Annotated in this window: 19 protein-coding genes; 5 read left to right on the forward strand and 14 right to left on the reverse strand. The window is 64.7% G+C overall.

The features are described from left to right. The 3 genes from QCE88_RS27120 to QCE88_RS27130 form a co-directional block, all read right to left on the reverse strand. Positions 1-397: STN domain-containing protein (locus QCE88_RS27120; RefSeq protein ID WP_309907964.1), on the reverse strand; the 397-nt coding region annotated here is incomplete at its 3' end. Positions 398-628: 231 nt separating this feature from the next. Further along, positions 629-1,636 (reverse strand): FecR domain-containing protein, encoded by a 1,008-nt coding sequence (locus tag QCE88_RS27125; protein ID WP_309907965.1) that lies wholly within the window; start codon positions 1,634-1,636, stop codon positions 629-631. A gap of 3 nt (positions 1,637-1,639) precedes the next feature. Then, positions 1,640-2,167: a sigma-70 family RNA polymerase sigma factor gene (locus QCE88_RS27130; protein ID WP_309907966.1), complete on the reverse strand. Its 528-nt coding sequence runs from the start codon at positions 2,165-2,167 to the stop codon at positions 1,640-1,642. A 117-nt stretch (positions 2,168-2,284) separates the two neighbouring features. On the opposite strand from QCE88_RS27130, the gene QCE88_RS27135 reads away from it, so the two are divergent. Further along, entirely contained in the window at positions 2,285-2,467 is a 183-nt protein-coding gene (locus QCE88_RS27135) for a hypothetical protein (protein WP_309907967.1), read from the forward strand. A 33-nt stretch (positions 2,468-2,500) separates the two neighbouring features. Then, positions 2,501-2,647: a hypothetical protein gene (locus tag QCE88_RS27140; RefSeq protein WP_309907968.1), complete on the forward strand. Its 147-nt coding sequence runs from the start codon at positions 2,501-2,503 to the stop codon at positions 2,645-2,647. 7 nt (positions 2,648-2,654) lie between these two features. Here QCE88_RS27140 and QCE88_RS27145 read toward each other — a convergent pair whose 3' ends face one another. Together QCE88_RS27145 and QCE88_RS27150 are read right to left on the reverse strand one after the other, a co-directional pair. Beyond that, positions 2,655-3,299 (reverse strand): DsbA family oxidoreductase, encoded by a 645-nt coding sequence (locus QCE88_RS27145; RefSeq protein ID WP_309907969.1) that lies wholly within the window; start codon positions 3,297-3,299, stop codon positions 2,655-2,657. A gap of 87 nt (positions 3,300-3,386) precedes the next feature. Further along, entirely contained in the window at positions 3,387-4,295 is a 909-nt protein-coding gene (locus QCE88_RS27150) for a LysR family transcriptional regulator (protein WP_309907970.1), read from the reverse strand. Positions 4,296-4,538: 243 nt separating this feature from the next. Here QCE88_RS27150 and QCE88_RS27155 point away from each other — a divergent pair, with 243 nt between their 5' ends. Genes QCE88_RS27155 through QCE88_RS27165 form a run of 3 tightly spaced genes read left to right on the forward strand, consistent with a single transcriptional unit; the run spans position 4,539 to position 6,786 of the window. Next, positions 4,539-5,432: an NmrA family NAD(P)-binding protein gene (locus tag QCE88_RS27155; RefSeq protein WP_309907971.1), complete on the forward strand. Its 894-nt coding sequence runs from the start codon at positions 4,539-4,541 to the stop codon at positions 5,430-5,432. Between the two features lie 44 nt (positions 5,433-5,476). Beyond that, a complete protein-coding gene (locus QCE88_RS27160) occupies positions 5,477-6,223 on the forward strand; it encodes an SDR family NAD(P)-dependent oxidoreductase (protein ID WP_309907972.1) in 747 nt (248 codons plus the stop codon). A gap of 32 nt (positions 6,224-6,255) precedes the next feature. Further along, positions 6,256-6,786 carry a carbonic anhydrase gene (locus QCE88_RS27165; protein WP_309907973.1) on the forward strand — a complete coding sequence of 177 codons (531 nt, stop codon included), beginning with the start codon at positions 6,256-6,258 and terminating at the stop codon, positions 6,784-6,786. A 53-nt stretch (positions 6,787-6,839) separates the two neighbouring features. Here the strand turns inward: QCE88_RS27165 and QCE88_RS27170 are convergent, their stop codons facing one another. The 9 genes from QCE88_RS27170 to QCE88_RS27210 form a co-directional block, all read right to left on the reverse strand. Then, a complete protein-coding gene (locus tag QCE88_RS27170) occupies positions 6,840-7,619 on the reverse strand; it encodes an SDR family NAD(P)-dependent oxidoreductase (RefSeq protein ID WP_309907974.1) in 780 nt (259 codons plus the stop codon). 178 nt (positions 7,620-7,797) lie between these two features. Then, the gene (locus QCE88_RS27175) at positions 7,798-8,574 is read right to left on the reverse strand and encodes an L-iditol 2-dehydrogenase (protein ID WP_309907975.1); all 777 of its coding nucleotides are present in this window, start codon (positions 8,572-8,574) and stop codon (positions 7,798-7,800) included. 26 nt (positions 8,575-8,600) lie between these two features. Continuing rightward, entirely contained in the window at positions 8,601-9,884 is a 1,284-nt protein-coding gene (locus tag QCE88_RS27180) for a D-tagatose-bisphosphate aldolase, class II, non-catalytic subunit (protein ID WP_309907976.1), read from the reverse strand. Next, a complete protein-coding gene (locus QCE88_RS27185) occupies positions 9,877-10,854 on the reverse strand; it encodes a sugar kinase (protein ID WP_309907977.1) in 978 nt (325 codons plus the stop codon). The genes QCE88_RS27180 and QCE88_RS27185 overlap by 8 nt, the downstream gene beginning before the upstream one ends. Positions 10,855-10,897: 43 nt before the next feature. Beyond that, on the reverse strand, positions 10,898-12,022 hold the full coding sequence (locus QCE88_RS27190) for an ROK family protein (RefSeq protein WP_309907978.1): 1,125 nt from the start codon (positions 12,020-12,022) through the stop codon (positions 10,898-10,900). 87 nt (positions 12,023-12,109) lie between these two features. Then, on the reverse strand, positions 12,110-12,874 hold the full coding sequence (locus QCE88_RS27195) for an SDR family NAD(P)-dependent oxidoreductase (protein ID WP_309836356.1): 765 nt from the start codon (positions 12,872-12,874) through the stop codon (positions 12,110-12,112). A 22-nt stretch (positions 12,875-12,896) separates the two neighbouring features. After that, positions 12,897-13,625: an SDR family oxidoreductase gene (locus tag QCE88_RS27200; RefSeq protein ID WP_309907979.1), complete on the reverse strand. Its 729-nt coding sequence runs from the start codon at positions 13,623-13,625 to the stop codon at positions 12,897-12,899. Positions 13,626-13,660: 35 nt separating this feature from the next. Next, the gene (locus QCE88_RS27205; protein ID WP_309907980.1) at positions 13,661-14,920 is read right to left on the reverse strand and encodes an ABC transporter permease subunit; all 1,260 of its coding nucleotides are present in this window, start codon (positions 14,918-14,920) and stop codon (positions 13,661-13,663) included. Between the two features lie 17 nt (positions 14,921-14,937). Continuing rightward, positions 14,938-15,741, reverse strand: a complete 804-nt coding sequence (locus tag QCE88_RS27210; RefSeq protein WP_309907981.1) for an ATP-binding cassette domain-containing protein — start codon at positions 15,739-15,741, stop codon at positions 14,938-14,940. Positions 15,742-15,761 lie beyond the last annotated feature (20 nt).

Raw genomic sequence — 15,761 nt, forward strand, 5'->3', positions numbered from 1 at the left:
TGACCGTCGGCAGCGTCGCTTCGGGAATCGCGCCGCCGATGACGGCCGCGCGCTGCAGCGAGTAGCTTCCGTCGCTCTGTTTCACCGGTTCGAGCCCGGTGCCGTTCAACAGCGCCTCGAATGCGCCGTTCACATCGTAGGTGCCCTGGATGCCGGGGCTCGTCTTGCCGGTCGTCATGTCGCCCGGCACGCTCAGCAAGATGTCCGCCTGTTCGGCAAAGCGATTCAATGCGCCGGACAACGGACCTGCTGGAACGTCGTAACGCAGGGTTCCCGCTTTCACCGCAGGCGTCATGTGCGTGGACGCTTGCGCCTGTGCGTCCATCGCCGCGCCTGCGAGCGCGAAACTGATGCAGACGGACTGCACGGCCAGGACGAGCGGACGGCGCCTCGGCATGGGCGAGGAATGCGTGTTGAGATCGCGTATGAACAGCCGGGCGCAGGTGCGCGAAGGGAACGACGGGCGCTGCATAAGACGGAATCCTCGAAGTGTTCGTTGGCGGATGAGGTCCGTTACACAGCGTGGGTCGGCCACGCGCTTTGGATCCTCTCCCTTGCCTGATCGGATGAGGACCGGAATTGCGAACCGTTTTTCCGAAAAAATTTCCGGAAATTGTTGTGGCGGCTGTCAGCGTGGCTGGATCGATGTCCACCACGGCAGCGTGCGATGAACCCGCACGGGCAAATCGCGTTCGAGCATCGCGAGCGTCTGCTCGGGATGATCGGCCGGGAAACGCCCGACGACCCGGATCGAAGCCACCGACGGATCCACGCCGATATGCCCTCGCGTATAGCGCGACAGCTCGTCGACAAACTGCTTCAGCGTCACGTTGTCCGCGATGATGACACCCCGCGCCCACGCCTCGCGTGCCAGGTCGGCGCGCGTCGGATCGGACAGACCATGGGCGTCGAACTGACATTGCTCGTGCGCCGCGACGATGCGGCTTGCGCCTGACCGAGTGCGGATCTCGACACGCCCCTCGAAGACGGCGAGCAGCATGAAGCTATCGGTCTGACGCACGGTGAAGCGCGTGCCGAGCGCCTGCAGGCGTCCATCACGCGTGTCGACGAAAAACGGCCGGGCGAGCGTGTCCTTGCCGGTCTCGACGAGGATTTCACCCCGCGTCAGCGTGAGCAGCCGGCGTTGGCCGTCGTAGTCGACATCGATGGCGCTGCTCGTATTGAGCCAGACCCGCGTGTCGTCGACGAGCGTGATGTCGCGCCGCTCGCCGATACCGGTCGAATAGTCCGCGAGCTGAGCGGCGACGAGATCAGGCAAAGGCGTGAGTCGCCACGCGAACCAGCCGGCCATGCCGGAGCCCGCCAGCGCCGCGAGACATCCGAGTGCCTTGCGCCGGCTGGCCACGCCGCGTCTCGGCGCGCGCATGGCCACGCTGGCGGCGTCGCGACCGGCATCGAAGCGCAGCGGCTCGAAGCGCTGACTGACGGCTTCGATATGCGTCCACGCACGACGATGCTCGGCGCGCGCGTCGAGCCATGCTTGCCACGCCGTGCGGTCCTGCACGGACGCGTCGTCGTCGCGCAGCACGGCGTACCAGTGAGCCGCCTGTTCGAGGCTTTCGTAGTCCGCGACAGCCTCGTCGCCATCCGTCTCCAAGGGAATTCGCGCAGTCATGACCTAGCGATGCAGGCCCGCATCGATCAATGCGAGAAGCAGCATGGCGCGGGCAAGGTACTTCTGGACCATTCGTTCCGATACCGCCAGTTCGGCCGCGATCTCGCGCGTCGGCGTGCCATGAATCTGCGCCAGGATGAACGCGTGGCCGACCTTCTCGGGCAACTGGCCGAGCCACGCGTCGATTTCAATCAGGGTCTCGACAATGATGGCGCGATGTTCCGGCGAAGGCTCGTACGGCTCGGGCCTCGCCGCCAGTGCGTCGAGCCATGCCTGCTCGACTTCGCGACGACGCCAGAGATCCACGCACATACCCTGCGCCATGCGTTTCAGGTAGGTCCGCGCCTCGAGCGGCGTCGAAAACCCGCGCGGAGCGGGTTTGACGATCAGGCGAAGAAAGGCGTCGTGAGCGAGATCTGCAGCATCGGCGGCATTGCCCAGGCGGCGACGCAGCCAGTTCTGGAGCCAGCCGTGGTGGTCCTCATAGAGCACATGTGTGTCGTGAAATGAGGGTTTAGCGGCGGCGGCCATTCGCAGGTCCTTGAAACGCGAATGCGTTTAATGAGAATTGTTCTCGTTTATAGCAAATCCGAATGCACTGTGCAATGCGCAATCATTCTGTGATGACGTGCCCAAGCAACATCATCATTGACTCGCTGGAACGTGCAGTCAGTCGACGAGCGTGCGCATGCCATCGGCGATCGTGACGAATCCGTGCCGATGCAATACGGCCTCGACGAAGCGCGCGTGCGGCAGCCGGCGCGCGCCTTCATCGAGGGTCTCGACGAGCACGAGCAACTCGTGCTCGTGGGTACGCTACCCTGGGGTTAGTGGTTATCGGGGGCGGCGCGGCTCGGCGTCACGTTGAAGACGTCGGACCATAGCGTCCATTTCGCCGCGACCGGGAGCGGGCGATGGATCGGCATCGCGATCAGCGCCGACAATCACCCGGCGATCCTGCTCGTGCTGAATCTGCTCGCGGTGGAATCGAGTCAGGCGATGCCTGCATAAAAGCGCGTCAAGCCTGCCCGTCGATGATCTTCCGAATCGCCTCTTCAAACGCTTCCGAAGGCTGTCCGCCGCTCACCAGATACTTGCGGTCGAAGATGATCGCCGGCACGGACTGAATGCCGAGTTCCTGGAACTCGCGTTCTTCCGCTCGCACTTCATCCGCGAACCGGCCGCTGGCGAGCACGTCGCGGGCTTGATCGGCATCGAGTCCGACGCTTCGTGCGGCATCGATCAGCACCTCCGCCTGACTCACGTCCCTGCCTTCGCCGTGATACGCGCGCAACAGCGCGAGCTTGAGCTCGAGTTGCTTGCCCTCGATGCGTGCCCAATGCAGCAGCCGATGCGCATCGAAGGTGTTGTAGACACGGTTGCGCTCACCGAACGTGAAGCCTTCCTGCGCGCCGCGCTCGCGGATCGTCGCCTGCGATTCGGCGATCTGCGCGGGCGTGCGGCCATATTTGCGGCCGATATAGTCGACAATGCGCTCGCCTTCCGGCGCCATGTCCGGATTCAGTTCGAACGGATGGAGCGTGATATTGGCGTCGACGCTATCGCCGAGACGCTCCAGCGCGCGTTGCAACGATGCAAGCCCGACGGCGCACCACGGGCAGGCGATATCGGAAACAAAGTCGATTTGAAGAGTGCGTGACATGTGAGGATCGAGTGAAAAACGAATGCGACAGGGTAGCGTCAATTGCCGGGGCTTGCAGGCATCGGCCGGAAGCGATGCATTCGCGCCTCACGTCCGCACGATGAAGTCGAGCGGCTGAGTCTTCAGTTCATCGGCGAAGAAATCGACGAACACGCGCGCCGCAAGACGCGTTGCACGACCCATCGGAAAATAGGCATGGACCGGCAGTTCCGCCATGTTCCATTCGGGCAAGAGATGCACGAGCGCCCCGCTTTCGATCTCCGCGCGACACGCCCACGAAGTCGTGGAAGCGATGCCCAGCCCGGACGCGGCGGCGGCAAGCGCACCTGCCGTGTCGTTGGTGGACACGTGCGGACGAACGTCGGCCACGATGACCTGCCCGTCGCGCTCGAAGCGCCACGACGACGCATGCGCGCCAGCGGGCCCACCGACCACGCGATGCTTAGCAAGGTCCTCCGGTGTGCCCGGCACGCCGTACCGCTCAAGGTAAGCCGGCGCCGCCACGACGACCCGATACATCTTGCCGATCAACCTCGCCGTGCCCGACGAATCCGGCAGGCTTCCCACCCGCAGACCCACATCGACAGCTTCGCGAACCATGTCCTGCCAGCGGTCGTCCAGCATGACCTCGACGCGCAGCAGCGGATGACGGTCGGTGAACACGGACAGGCGCGGGAGCACGACGCGCGTGGCCATGGTCGACGGCATCGCGAGGCGCAGCACGCCACGTAGTTCGCCCGTTTCACGCACGCTGTTCTCGGCGTCCTCGATGGCCGCGAGGATCGGCTCCATGCGCGCCAGGAACTCCAGGCCGGCTTCCGTCGCGACGACCGCACGTGTCGTGCGCGTGAGCAGCCGGGCGCCGAGGGCCGCTTCGAGTTCGGCGACCATCCGCGAAACCTGCGACTGGGTCAGCCCGCTTTCGCGCGCCGCAGCCGAGAAGCTGCCCAGACGCGCCACGCGCGTGAACAGCCTGAACGTCAGGACATCCTTCACGCGCCCTCCTTTCGTAAAACGAATGGAACGATCCGCACCCTATGCTGAACCAGCATAAATGTTAGCCGAATTCACGGACTACCGGGATAAGCCGGCAACGACGACATTAGCGACATGGACGGCACTGACACGCCGCCGCGATCGAAACCTCCGAGGGCGAATGTTCCGATCTCCCACGACTGCCCTCTCCGAAGTCCGTCTGCTTTCCGCCGACGCAAGACTTCCCCAACTGGAGTCATTGCCATGACCACAATCCTCGTAACCGGCGCGTCCGGCGACACAGGCCGTCCCACCGTCGAACGTCTGCTCGAACAGGGCTTTGAAGTTCGCGCACTCGTTCGCCGCGACGATCACCGCGCACAGACACTGCGCGATATCGGCGCCGAAGTCGTCCTCGGCGACCTGATGAGTCTGCGGGACGTGCGCCTCGCCATGGATGGCGTGCAGCGCGCCTACTTCTGTTTCCCGCTCGCCGAAGGACTCGTCGAAGCCGCAGTGATCTTCGCGCAGGCGGCAAAGGAGCAGAACCTCGAACTGATCGTCAACATGTCGCACAAGCAGTCGCGTCCGGCGGCACGCAGCAAGGCGACGCAAAACCACTGGCTCTCCGAACAGATCTTCAACTGGTCCGGCGTGCCCTCCGTGCATCTGCGCGTGACGTTCTTCGCCGAATGGCTCCTGTATATCGCGCCGCAAATCCGCTATGGCCGCTACGTGATGCCCTACAACAAGGACAGCCGTTTCGCGCCCATCGCCGGCAGCGACATTGCGCGGATCATCGCGGGCATCGTCAAGAATCCCGCTCCATATATCGGCCGCGCGATCGCGCTGCATGGTCCCGTGGAGTACAGCCACGAGGAACTCGCCGCCGAAGTGGGCCGCGTGCTCGGCAAGAATCTGCCCTACGAGCATGTCACCGTCTCGACGTTCCTCGAACTGTTCGGCCTGCAAGACGCCGTTGCGATGCGCCGCCACTTCGAAGCCGTCACCATCGACCAGCAGGAAGGCCTGCTCGCCGGGACGGACAGCACTGGAACGGAGATCATCGGCCAGCCGCTGGCCACCGTCGAAGAGTTCATTCAGGCGAACCTGTCGAAGTTCGTTCTCGAGTATCCGCTCGCCCGCTCGTCGCGCTGAATCGCGCGTAACTCATTCATCCATTCATCTCAAGGCTCACCATCATGAAAATCACCAACTCGGTCGCACTCGTCACGGGCGCCAATCGCGGTATCGGCCGCGCCTTCGTCGCGGAACTGCTCGAACGCGGCGCATCGAAAATCTACGTTGCGGCACGCGATACCGCATCGCTCAAGGAGCTGCTCTCGGCACACGACTCACGTCTGGTTGCGCTGCCGCTCGATGTCACCGATCCCGACCAGGTCGCGGCGGCCGCGGCGGTCGCCACCGACGTCACGCTGCTCATCAACAACGCGGGGCAAGCGGCGTTCGAAGGCGCGATTTCCGCGCCCGGCATGGACGACGCCCGGCGCGAAATGGAGGTGAACTACTTCGGCACACTGGCGATGACCCGCGCCTTCACGCCGACGCTCGAAAAGGCGCGCGGCAGCGGCGTGATCAACATGCTGTCGATGCTCGCGCTGGTGAGCCTGCCGATGGCCGGCACGTACGCGGCGTCCAAGGCGGCGACCCTGTCACTGACGCGCAGCGTGCGCGCCGAGTTGGCGGCGCAAGGGACGCAGGTCGTCGGCGTGCTCGCGGTCCAGACGGAAACGGAGCTGGGCGGCAAGCTGCCCGAGCCGCGCATGACGCCGCAGGAAGTCGTTAAGGACGCGCTCGATGCGATCGAAGCAGGCGTCAATGACGAGATCGTTGCGGGCAATCAGTCGCGCGGCGTGCATCAGGCCTTTCTCGCCGATCCCAAAGGCCTTCAGGCCAAGATGTCGACCCGTCTGCCGCAACGCGCGTGAAGCGCACTCCCCATCTTTCGATAGAGACCATCATGAGCTTTCTTGAAACCTTGAACGCGCGCAATGCCGAGTTTGCCGACAGCGGCTTTCGCCCGGACCTGAAAATGCTGCCCTCGCGCCGCACGATGATCATCGGCTGCGTCGATCCACGCGTCGATCCGATGGACGTGCTGAAGCTCGAAGCGGGCGAAGCGGCCGTCATCCGCAATGTCGGCGGACGGGTAAATCCGGCGCTGCTCGAAACACTGGCGCTGCTGGGAACTGTGTCGCGGGCGGCCGGCGAGGAAGTGGGCACCGGCTGGAATCTGGTGCTTCTTCAACACACCGATTGCGGGATCGCGGGTTGTTATCATCACGCGCCCAAATTGCTGGCGAAGCATATGGGCGTGACCGAAGAGACGCTCGATGCACTCGCGGTCACGGACCCGTACCGCGCAGTCGCGCATGACGTCGCTGCGCTCAGGGCGAACCCGAACCTGCCGCGCGGCGCGGCGATCTCCGGCCTCGTCTATGACGTGAAAAGCGGGCGCGTGGAGACGGTGGTTCCGCCGGACGCGCAATAACGGGCGTTCCTGCGCGGGTTGTCATCGCTGACGGCGCTTCAACCCGCGCACCTTCACCAGCACACATAGCCGCCGTCGGCGAGCACGATCGCTCCGGTCATGAGACTCGCCGCATCGCTTGCGAGAAACAGCACCACAGAGGCGATCTCATCCACGCGGCCGAGCCGGTGCATCGGCGTGTTGCCAATCCAGTCCCGCAAGCGCGCCTCGTTCTCCTTCGCGTGCACGTACTGGTTCATCTCGGTGTCGATATAGGTCGGTGCGACCGCATTCACGCGAACGCCGCGCGCGCCCCATTCGGCCGCCAGAGAACGCGTCAGATGATGCACACCCGCCTTCGATGCGTTGTAGTTCACCTGTTCCTGCGGCCGGTTGACGATGAATCCCGACATCGAGCCGATATTCACGATACTGCCGCCGCCCCGCTCCAGCATCCCCCGGCCGAACGCGCGGCATGCCCGGAACACGCCGGTCAGATTGACATCGATCACGCGACTCCAGGTTTCGTCGCTCATGTCTTCCGCCGGATGATCAGAGATGGCAATGCCCGCGTTGTTGACCAGCACATCCACGCGCCCATGCCGCGCCACGATGGCGTCGTTCACGCGCTGCGCGGCGGCGGGATCGGTGACGTCGAAAACCTCGCCTTCCACCATCGCTCCAGTGGCAACGAGCCGGGCGACGGCATCATCGAGCGCCTTCGCATCGTAGTCGGTCAGCACGACGCGCGCGCCGGCTTCGGCAAGCGCCTCGGCAATGGCAAAACCGATACCTCGTGCCGCGCCGGTGACGACCGCGATTCTGTCGTCCAGCCGGAACTTGTTCATGTACATGCGTGGACTCCTCCAAAAGCTGGCCCGCAGTCCGGCCGATCACGACATCGCCTTATTCCTGATACCCCGCCTGACGCACCGCGCGAACCGCGCGTAGCAAACGCGAGGCATGCTGCCGTCGCAGTCCGGGCGAGGCTCGGTTTCATTGCTACTCCACTCGCCAGGTTGATGGTGCAGGTCAACTCATCCAGTTGCCGCCATCGACATTGAGCGTCTGGGCCGTGATGTAATCCGCGTCCGCCGATGCAAGGAACACCGCCGCGCCAGTCAGTTCATCCGGCTTGCCCATGCGCCCGAGCGGCACCGCTTCGCCCACCAGCCGCTTCTTCTCGCCGATGGGCCGGTTCTCGTAACGGGCGAAGAGTGCGTCGACGTCCTTCCACATCGGCGTATCGATCACGCCGGGCGCAATCCCGTTCACATTGATCTTGTGCGGCGCCAGCGCGAGCGCCGCCGACTGCGTATAGCTGATCACCGCGGCCTTGCTCGCGCAGTAATGAGACACCAACGCTTCGCCGCGCCGGCCCGCCTGCGACGCCATGTTGATGATCTTGCCGCCGCCGCCCTGCTCCACCATCTGCTGCGCCACGCGCTGCATCAGGAAGAACATGCCTTTGACATTGACGGCGAACACGCGGTCGAAGATCTCCCACGATTCGTCCAGCAAGGGCCGCATGTCGAACACGGCCGCGTTGTTGTAGAGAATGTCGATGCGCCCGAACGCGCCGAGCGTCGCGCTCACGATCTGTTCAATGCCTTCGCGCTTCGTGACGTCGGCCTGGATGAGCAGGAGCCGGTCAGCCGGAATCCCGCTGAATGTGGCGTGCATGTCGGCCTGCGGCTTGACATCGACCACGGCGACTTTCGCGCCTTCGTCGAGGTAGCGACGCACGACCGCCTCGCCGATGCCGGCTGCCGCACCGGTCACAATTGCAATCTTTCCTTCGAGTTTCATGTGCAGCGTCCATTAAAAGAAGGGATTCAGGCGCGGCACGCGGCCGCGTACATCTCGATGACTTCACGTACCTTGCTTTGAATCAGACTCGACGGCGTGCCGTCGATGCGTCCCGCCCGCAGCGCGTGGTACTGCGCGGGAAGATGACGACTCAGGAGGTTTTCGGGGATCGGCGTCGTCTCGAGGTTGCGCAGCAAGTGGTGCGTTGCTGCATCGATGGCGGGATCGGTCCAGTAGTAGCGCACGCGGTCGCTATAGCTATACGTGCGCAGCAGACGCTTTTCGTGTTCGTCGCCGTGGTAATAGCGTTCCCAGTTGCCGGGTTTGTCCGTCATCACCTTCTCGACCACTTCACGCAGTCTCGACTGCTCGGCCGCCGGCACGAGTTCGGCTTCGATATCAGCCAGCGCGTACAGCGCCTCGCGCAGCGCGAACGTCACGCCGGGACCGACCTTGAGGATCGCAAAACCGTCACGTACCAGGGCACGCAGTGCATCGGCGGTCTGATAGTCGGTCGAATGAGCTTCGAAGACCATGCCCGGCAGTTGCGTCAATGCCCGCGACAGGCCGCTGGCAAGCTCGGGCTGGTAGTCGATCACCTTCGTATGATCGAACTCGACGCCCGGTTGCACCACGAGCGCGATCACGCGCTGCCAGGCTTCGTCGAGACCTCGTGCATGCCACGCGGCGCGATGAATCGCGACCGTTTCGAGCGCCGCATCTGCATGCGTGACCTCGACGCCTTCCAGTGCCTCGCTCGCACCGCCCGGCACGGGCACTTCGGTGCCGATGATATAGACCGGTTGCGTGGCGAAACCCGCGCGCTGCGCCGCCGCTTCGGCAACGGCGCACAGACGCGACGCGCGCTCGGCCACGACGGCGTCGGACAGCCGCGCAGGATCGCCGCCGCACGGCATGCTGGCATCGAGATGGATCTTGCTGAAGCCTGCGCTGACATAGGCATCGATCAACGCATCGGCGCGCTGCATCGCTTCTTCGGCCGGCAGTGCGCGCCACGCGTTCGGACCGAGATGGTCGCCGCCGAGTATCAGACCCTCGCGCGCGAAGCCCACCTTGTCGGCGATGTCGTGTACGAAGCGCACGAAGTCCGCGGGCTTCATGCCGGTGTAGCCGCCGAACTGATCGACCTGATTCGACGTCGATTCGATCAGCAACGGCGTATCGTCGTCCAGCGCCTGTCGCAACGCGGCTTCGAGCACCCAGGGATGCGCGGAACAGATCGAATAGATGCCCTTGAGCCGGCGGCTTGCGTTTGCATCGCCGGAAAGGCGTGTCACCACGTCATGCATGTCGGTGCTCCAAGATGAACTGATCGAGTTGCGCGAGGGTCGAGGTGCCTTCCATCGGACCCTTCGCCTGAACCGCACGCGCGCCGCTCGCGCTCGCATAGCGCAGCGCGCGCTCGCCGTCCATGCCCTGCATGCGGCAGGCAATATACGTCGCGCCGAAGCAGTCGCCCGCGCCAGTGGGATCGACCTCTTCCACGGCAAACGCCGGATGGTCGAGCCGGCGCGTACCGTCGTAAAGACGACAGCCCTGCGCGCCCTGCTTGACGACGATCTCGCGCACGCCGCGTCCCATCAGTTCTTCGATGGCGGCTTCCTCGGAATCGGCTTGCGTCAGCAGCGTGACTTCGTGTCCGCTCGGCAGGAACACGTCCGTGCATCCGATCAGATGATCGAATGCCTCACGCATGCCGGGCCGGTTCAGCATCTCCTTGCGCGCATTGGGATCGAAGCTCATCGTGCCGCCCTGCGCCTTGACGATGCGAACCGCCTTCTTCACGGCATCGATGATCGCCGCCGAAAATAGCGACGAACCCATCACATGAAAATGCGCGCAGTCCTTGAGCTGCGCTTCGCTCACCTGCGCCTCCGACAGCTTCGCCGATGCGCTGTTGGCAATGTTGTAGATGAAGTCGCGCTCGCCGTCATTGCGATAGGTGACGAAGGCGCTGCCCGTGGTTTCATGGCGCAGCACTTCGATGCCGGACACATCCACGCCATCCGCGCGCAGGCGCTCCACGTTCAGCACGCCAAAGTCGTCGTCGCCGACGCAGCCGATCATCGCGCAACGGCTGCCCGCCTTGGCCACCTGATCGATGAAGATCGCCGGCGCGCCGCTCGCATACGGCCCGATCAGCGTGCCCGGCGCACGGAAGGATTGCCCGCGTTCGGTCGCCATGATCTCGACGAGAATCTCTCCCATCGTCATGATGACGCCGTTCTTCCGGATTCCGAAAAGTGGTGAATCAGCCATGCCCGTTTCCTCGATCATTGATGAACCGATAGTGCGTCTTCGGCTAGAACAGGTTGCTGTAGAGCGGCATGGTGGCCGCGCCGAGCGCTGCGGAAGTCTCGCTGTCGGCGCGACCCTGATGCAGCGAGATGCGTGCGGGACGGCCGTTCATTTCATAGGCCGCCACGCCATCGCGCGCACGGGCGACGAGCCTCTGTAACGGCTGCGGCGGCAGCAGACCGTTCACGATCACATCCGACACATCGACGATATTCGACACGCTCGCGAGCACCCGGCCCAGATCCGCCCCGGCCTGCTCGATCCAGCGCTCGAAGGCCGCGCTCTGCCCGGTGTCGAGCGCATTCAGATCGATATCGCCGATATGCTCGCCACCCAGCGCATGCGCGAGACCGCGCAGGGACACGATGGTCTCCAGGCAGCCGCGCGCACCGCAGAAACACGGCACGCCGTCGCGATACGCGTTCACATGGCCGATCTCGCAACCGTTGCCGGTCAACCCGCGCACCGCGCGCCGGTTCATCAGCAGCGCGCCGCCCAGGCCGTTGCCGATATAGACATGGAGATAGCTGCCGAAGTGCCGGCCGTCGCCGAACCAGTACTCGCCGAGCCCCGCCGCCGTGCCGTTGTTCTCGATATGGATCTCGTGATCGATGTGCTGCGACAACGCATCGCGGAACGCATAGTCACGCCACGCCGGATACTGCGCCGACTGACAGACCAGGCCGCGCGCGGCATCGATCGGCCCCATCACCGAAACGCCGACGCCCAGCATCTTCCCCACGCGGCCAGGGTGCGCGAACAGCGCGCCGTAGAGCGCCGCAAGCACCTCGACCGCTTGCTCGGGATCTTCTATCGACAGTTGCTGACGCATCTTGTGGATCACGTTGCCGGCCACGTCCACCAGCACGCCGGTCGCGAATTCGTGATCGAAATGCAGGCCGATGGTCGAGGCATAGTCCGCAATGATGTGCAGGCTGCGCACCGGCTGTCCGGTGGCGCGCACTTCGCGATCGATCGACTCTTCCACCGCGCCGTCACCGATCAGACCGCCGACGATGTTGGTGATCGTCGCGGCGGTGAGCCGCGTCGACGCCGCGATGTCGGCACGTCCGATGCCCGGCTCCTGGCGGATGACTTCGAGCACCAGTGCGCGATTGAGGTCGCGCACGCGGGGTCCGTTAAAGCCGTGCTGATGCCGGGTGTGCTGTCGTGTGTGCTTGTTGGGCACGCTTGGGAACTCCAGTTCTGCCTTGAATCAACGCGTGGTATAGCCGCCATCGACGACCAGCACTTCGCCGGTCACATAGCTCGCCGCGGGCGAGCACAGGAACAGCGCGGCCGCCGCGACTTCCTCGGGCTGGCCGACGCGCACCATCGGCGTCATGCCGCTCCAGATCCTGAACCACTCCGGATTCTCGATGCCGCCGCGCGACATGTCCGTGTCGATATAGCCCGGCGCCACCGCATTGACGCGGATGTTCTCCGTCGCCAGTTCGCTGGCGAGGCTCTTCGTCATCATGTGGACGGCTGCCTTCGAACTGTTGTAGGCCACCTGATTCTGCGGAATGTTCGAGACGATGCCCGAGATCGAGCCCATGTTGAGCATCACGCCGCTGCCCTGCGCGCGCATCGGCACGAGGGCGGCGCGGCAGGCGCGGAACACGGCATCGAGATTGAGGCTCATGATGCGGCGCCAGCGCGCTTCGTCGAAATCGCCGCTATCGCCATGAATGGCGACGCCCGCGTTGTTGACGAGAATGTCGAGCCGGCCGTGCCGCTTCACCGTCTCGTCGATCAGACGTTGCGGCGCGTCCTCCTCCTGGAGATCGGCCGCGATGAAGTCGAATTCGAGGCCCGCGTCACGCAGGCTGCGCTCGGCTTCGGGCACCGGATTGCGGCTGCTGATGACCAGGCGCGCGCCCGCTTCGCCGAACGCATGGGCAATCGCCAGGCCGATACCGCGCGTGCCGCCGGTGATGAGCGCGAGTTTGCCGTCGAGGCGGAATTTATCGAGGATCATGGAGTGGGGTCCTGAAAGGCGTTCAGATATCGACGCTCGTCGGCAGAATCACGAGATCGCGGATCGTCACGTTACGCGGGCGGCTCAGCATGAAGAGCACGGCATCGGCGACTTCTTTCGGCTGCATCAGACTGCCGGCCGCGAGCGCTTCTTCCATCTTCGCTTTCGGCCAGTCGTCGAGCAGCGCCGTCACGACCGGACCGGGCGCCACCGCGCCGACGCGAATGCCGTGCTTGATCACCTGCCGCCTGAGCGTATGCACGAAGGCCTGCACCGCGAACTTCGATGCCGTGTAGACCGGTTCCCACACCACCGGCACGAAGCCCGCCACTGAACTCGTGAACATCACGTCGCCGGATTTCTGCGCGATCATGTGTGGCAACACGGCGTGCACCGAGCGAAACGCGGCATTGATGTTGAGATTGAGCATGCGGTCCCAGTCGTCGGGATTGCCCGCCGACACTTCGCCACCGACATAGGCGCCGGCGTTCGCGTGGAAGATGTCGAGACCGCCGGCGGCATCGAGGATGCCGGACAGCATGCCGCTCACCTGCGACGGCTCCAGCAGGTCCACGACGAGCGGCAGCGCATTCGGGCCGATCTCGGCACAAAGCGCGTCCAGCCGCTCTTTGGCGCGATCGATCAGCACGACCTTCGCCCCTTCCGCCGCGAACGTGCGCGCGCATTCGAGACCGATGCCCGATGCCGCGCCCGTCACGGCGGCGACCTTACCCTTCAGCAGTTCACTCATGTTCGTTTCTGCCTTTCGTCAGGTTTGAAATGAAATCAGGCGCGTCCGTGCGAAACCCGCGACTGCCGCGCCAGCGAATCGACGATCACCGCAATCGCGAGCACCGCGCCGGTAATCATGAAGCGCAGCGATGAGGAGAGGTTCAGCAGCGTGAGTCCGCTTGCAATCGACTGGATCACGATCATGCCGAGTACCGCCGAATACGCGCTGCCGCGACCGCCGAACAGACTCGTCCCGCCGATCACCGCCGCAGCGATGGCGTTCAGGTTGACATCGCCGGTGCCGGCCTGCGTGCTCGCCGACGCGAGGCGCGCGGCCGTGAGCACGCCGCCGAGCGCGGCGAGCGTCGCACACAGCACGAAGGCGCTGGTGTAGATCGCGCGCACGTTGATGCCCGCGCGCCGCGCGGCTTCGCGATTGCCGCCGACGGCGTTCATCGACCGCCCCCAGCGCGTGCGGCGCAGCGCGTAGTCCAGCGCGACCGCCAGACCGACGAACAGGCCGAACATCAACGGCACGCCGCGTCCGGTGTTGAGATAAGCCACCACGATTTCCAGCAGCACGGTGATCACGATGCTTCGCACCAGCAACGAGGCGCTCGATGCCGCCGACAGGTTCGAGGCCCGCCGCCGTGCGCTCGTGCGCCATCCTGCGATCAGCAGCGCCGCGCCCGGCAGAAGCGCGATGACATAGGAAACAGCAGCGGGAATGATCATCAGCTGCCCGAGGTTGACCATCACCGAGTCGTACGGCAGGTTGATCGAGCCTGACGGGCCGAGCACGTAGAGTTGCAGGCCGAGCAGCGTGAGCAGACCCGCCAGCGTCGCCACGAAGCTCGGCATGCCGAAGCGGTTGAGCAGCACCGCGTACAGCACGCCCACGGCCGCGCCCGCGAGCGCCGCCACGACGATCGCCGCCAGCGCGGGCCAGCCCTGGTTGACCCACAGCACGCCGACCAGCGCGGAGGCGAAGCCGCTCATCGAACCGACCGAAAGATCGATCTGTCCGACCAGCAGCACGCAGACAATCCCCAGCGAAATCACGCCGATGGTCGAGCAGTCGAACAACAGGTTCACCAGATTGTTGGCCGACAGGAACACCGGATTCAGGCTTGTGAACACGGTCCAGATGAGGATCAGGCCCACGACAACGGGCAGGGATCCGAGATCGCCGGAACGCACGCGGTCGAAGAAGGCGGAGATGACATCGCCTGCGCTCGCGGCGTGCTTCACGCGCACGTCGCTGCGGTCGAGCGGCGCGCCGGCCGGGCGCGTTTCAGTGGATTTGTCGCTCATCTCGATGACTCCTGGCTTCAAGCGTTGGGCGCAGCCTGACGACGCTCCGCACGGCGCGACACGGCGTTCTCGGTGGCGCCGGTGATGGCCGCGACCAGCGACTGATTCGACGAATCCGGATAGAACACACCGTTATTGCGCCCGAGCCGCAGTACGACGATGCGATCCGCCACCGCGCGCACGTCTTCCATGTTGTGGCTGATCATGATCACGGCGTGACCGCGATCGCGGACCCGTTCGATCAGGTTCAGCACTTCGGCCGTCTGCGCGACGCCGAGCGCGGCCGTGGGTTCGTCGAGCATGATGAGCTTCGGGTCCAGCAGCAGCGAACGCGCGATTGCGACCGTCTGGCGCTGGCCGCCCGACAGCGAGGCCACCACGTCGCGCACGCTCGGAATGCGCGCCGACAGTTCATTGAGCAGCGTCCACGCGCGCACTTCCATCGCGACTTCGTCGAGGCGCATCGGGCTGAGTTCGCGGCCCAGGAAGATGTTCGCGACGACATCGAGGTTTTCGCACAGCGCGAGATCCTGGAACACGGTTGCGATACCCAGATCGAGCGCCGCGCCCGGATCGGCCAGGGTCACTTCGCGGCCCCCAAACGTAATCGTGCCGCTGCTCGGCTGATGCACGCCGGCGAGAATCTTGACGAGCGTCGACTTGCCCGCGCCGTTGTCGCCCACCAGCGCGACGACTTCGCCCGCGTGCACATCGAGCTCGATATCCGTCAGCGCCGACACCGCGCCGAAATGTTTGGAGATGCCGCGCAGGCTCAGCACGAGCTCGCCGGGCGGCGATCCCGCAGTCGGTTGGTCGCTCATTTGGACAGGCCTCGGGTCGG

Origin of the sequence: Caballeronia sp. LZ035 (assembly GCF_031451175.1) — a bacterium.
In the GTDB taxonomy this organism is placed as follows: domain Bacteria; phylum Pseudomonadota; class Gammaproteobacteria; order Burkholderiales; family Burkholderiaceae; genus Caballeronia.

Excerpts from the sequence above, each read along its gene's own strand:
- QCE88_RS27145 (WP_309907969.1), bottom strand. The coding sequence starts at position 3,299 with ATGTCACGCACTCTTCAAATCGACTTTGTTTCCGATATCGCCTGCCCG.
- QCE88_RS27165 (WP_309907973.1), top strand. The coding sequence starts at position 6,256 with ATGAGCTTTCTTGAAACCTTGAACGCGCGCAATGCCGAGTTTGCCGAC.
- QCE88_RS27195 (WP_309836356.1), bottom strand. The coding sequence starts at position 12,874 with ATGATCCTCGATAAATTCCGCCTCGACGGCAAACTCGCGCTCATCACC.
- QCE88_RS27155 (WP_309907971.1), top strand. The coding sequence starts at position 4,539 with ATGACCACAATCCTCGTAACCGGCGCGTCCGGCGACACAGGCCGTCCC.
- QCE88_RS27205 (WP_309907980.1), bottom strand. The coding sequence starts at position 14,920 with ATGAGCGACAAATCCACTGAAACGCGCCCGGCCGGCGCGCCGCTCGAC.
- QCE88_RS27160 (WP_309907972.1), top strand. The coding sequence starts at position 5,477 with ATGAAAATCACCAACTCGGTCGCACTCGTCACGGGCGCCAATCGCGGT.
- QCE88_RS27210 (WP_309907981.1), bottom strand. The coding sequence starts at position 15,741 with ATGAGCGACCAACCGACTGCGGGATCGCCGCCCGGCGAGCTCGTGCTG.
- QCE88_RS27170 (WP_309907974.1), bottom strand. The coding sequence starts at position 7,619 with ATGTACATGAACAAGTTCCGGCTGGACGACAGAATCGCGGTCGTCACC.
- QCE88_RS27200 (WP_309907979.1), bottom strand. The coding sequence starts at position 13,625 with ATGAGTGAACTGCTGAAGGGTAAGGTCGCCGCCGTGACGGGCGCGGCA.
- QCE88_RS27125 (WP_309907965.1), bottom strand. The coding sequence starts at position 1,636 with ATGACTGCGCGAATTCCCTTGGAGACGGATGGCGACGAGGCTGTCGCG.
- QCE88_RS27130 (WP_309907966.1), bottom strand. The coding sequence starts at position 2,167 with ATGGCCGCCGCCGCTAAACCCTCATTTCACGACACACATGTGCTCTAT.
- QCE88_RS27185 (WP_309907977.1), bottom strand. The coding sequence starts at position 10,854 with ATGGCTGATTCACCACTTTTCGGAATCCGGAAGAACGGCGTCATCATG.
- QCE88_RS27180 (WP_309907976.1), bottom strand. The coding sequence starts at position 9,884 with ATGCATGACGTGGTGACACGCCTTTCCGGCGATGCAAACGCAAGCCGC.
- QCE88_RS27175 (WP_309907975.1), bottom strand. The coding sequence starts at position 8,574 with ATGAAACTCGAAGGAAAGATTGCAATTGTGACCGGTGCGGCAGCCGGC.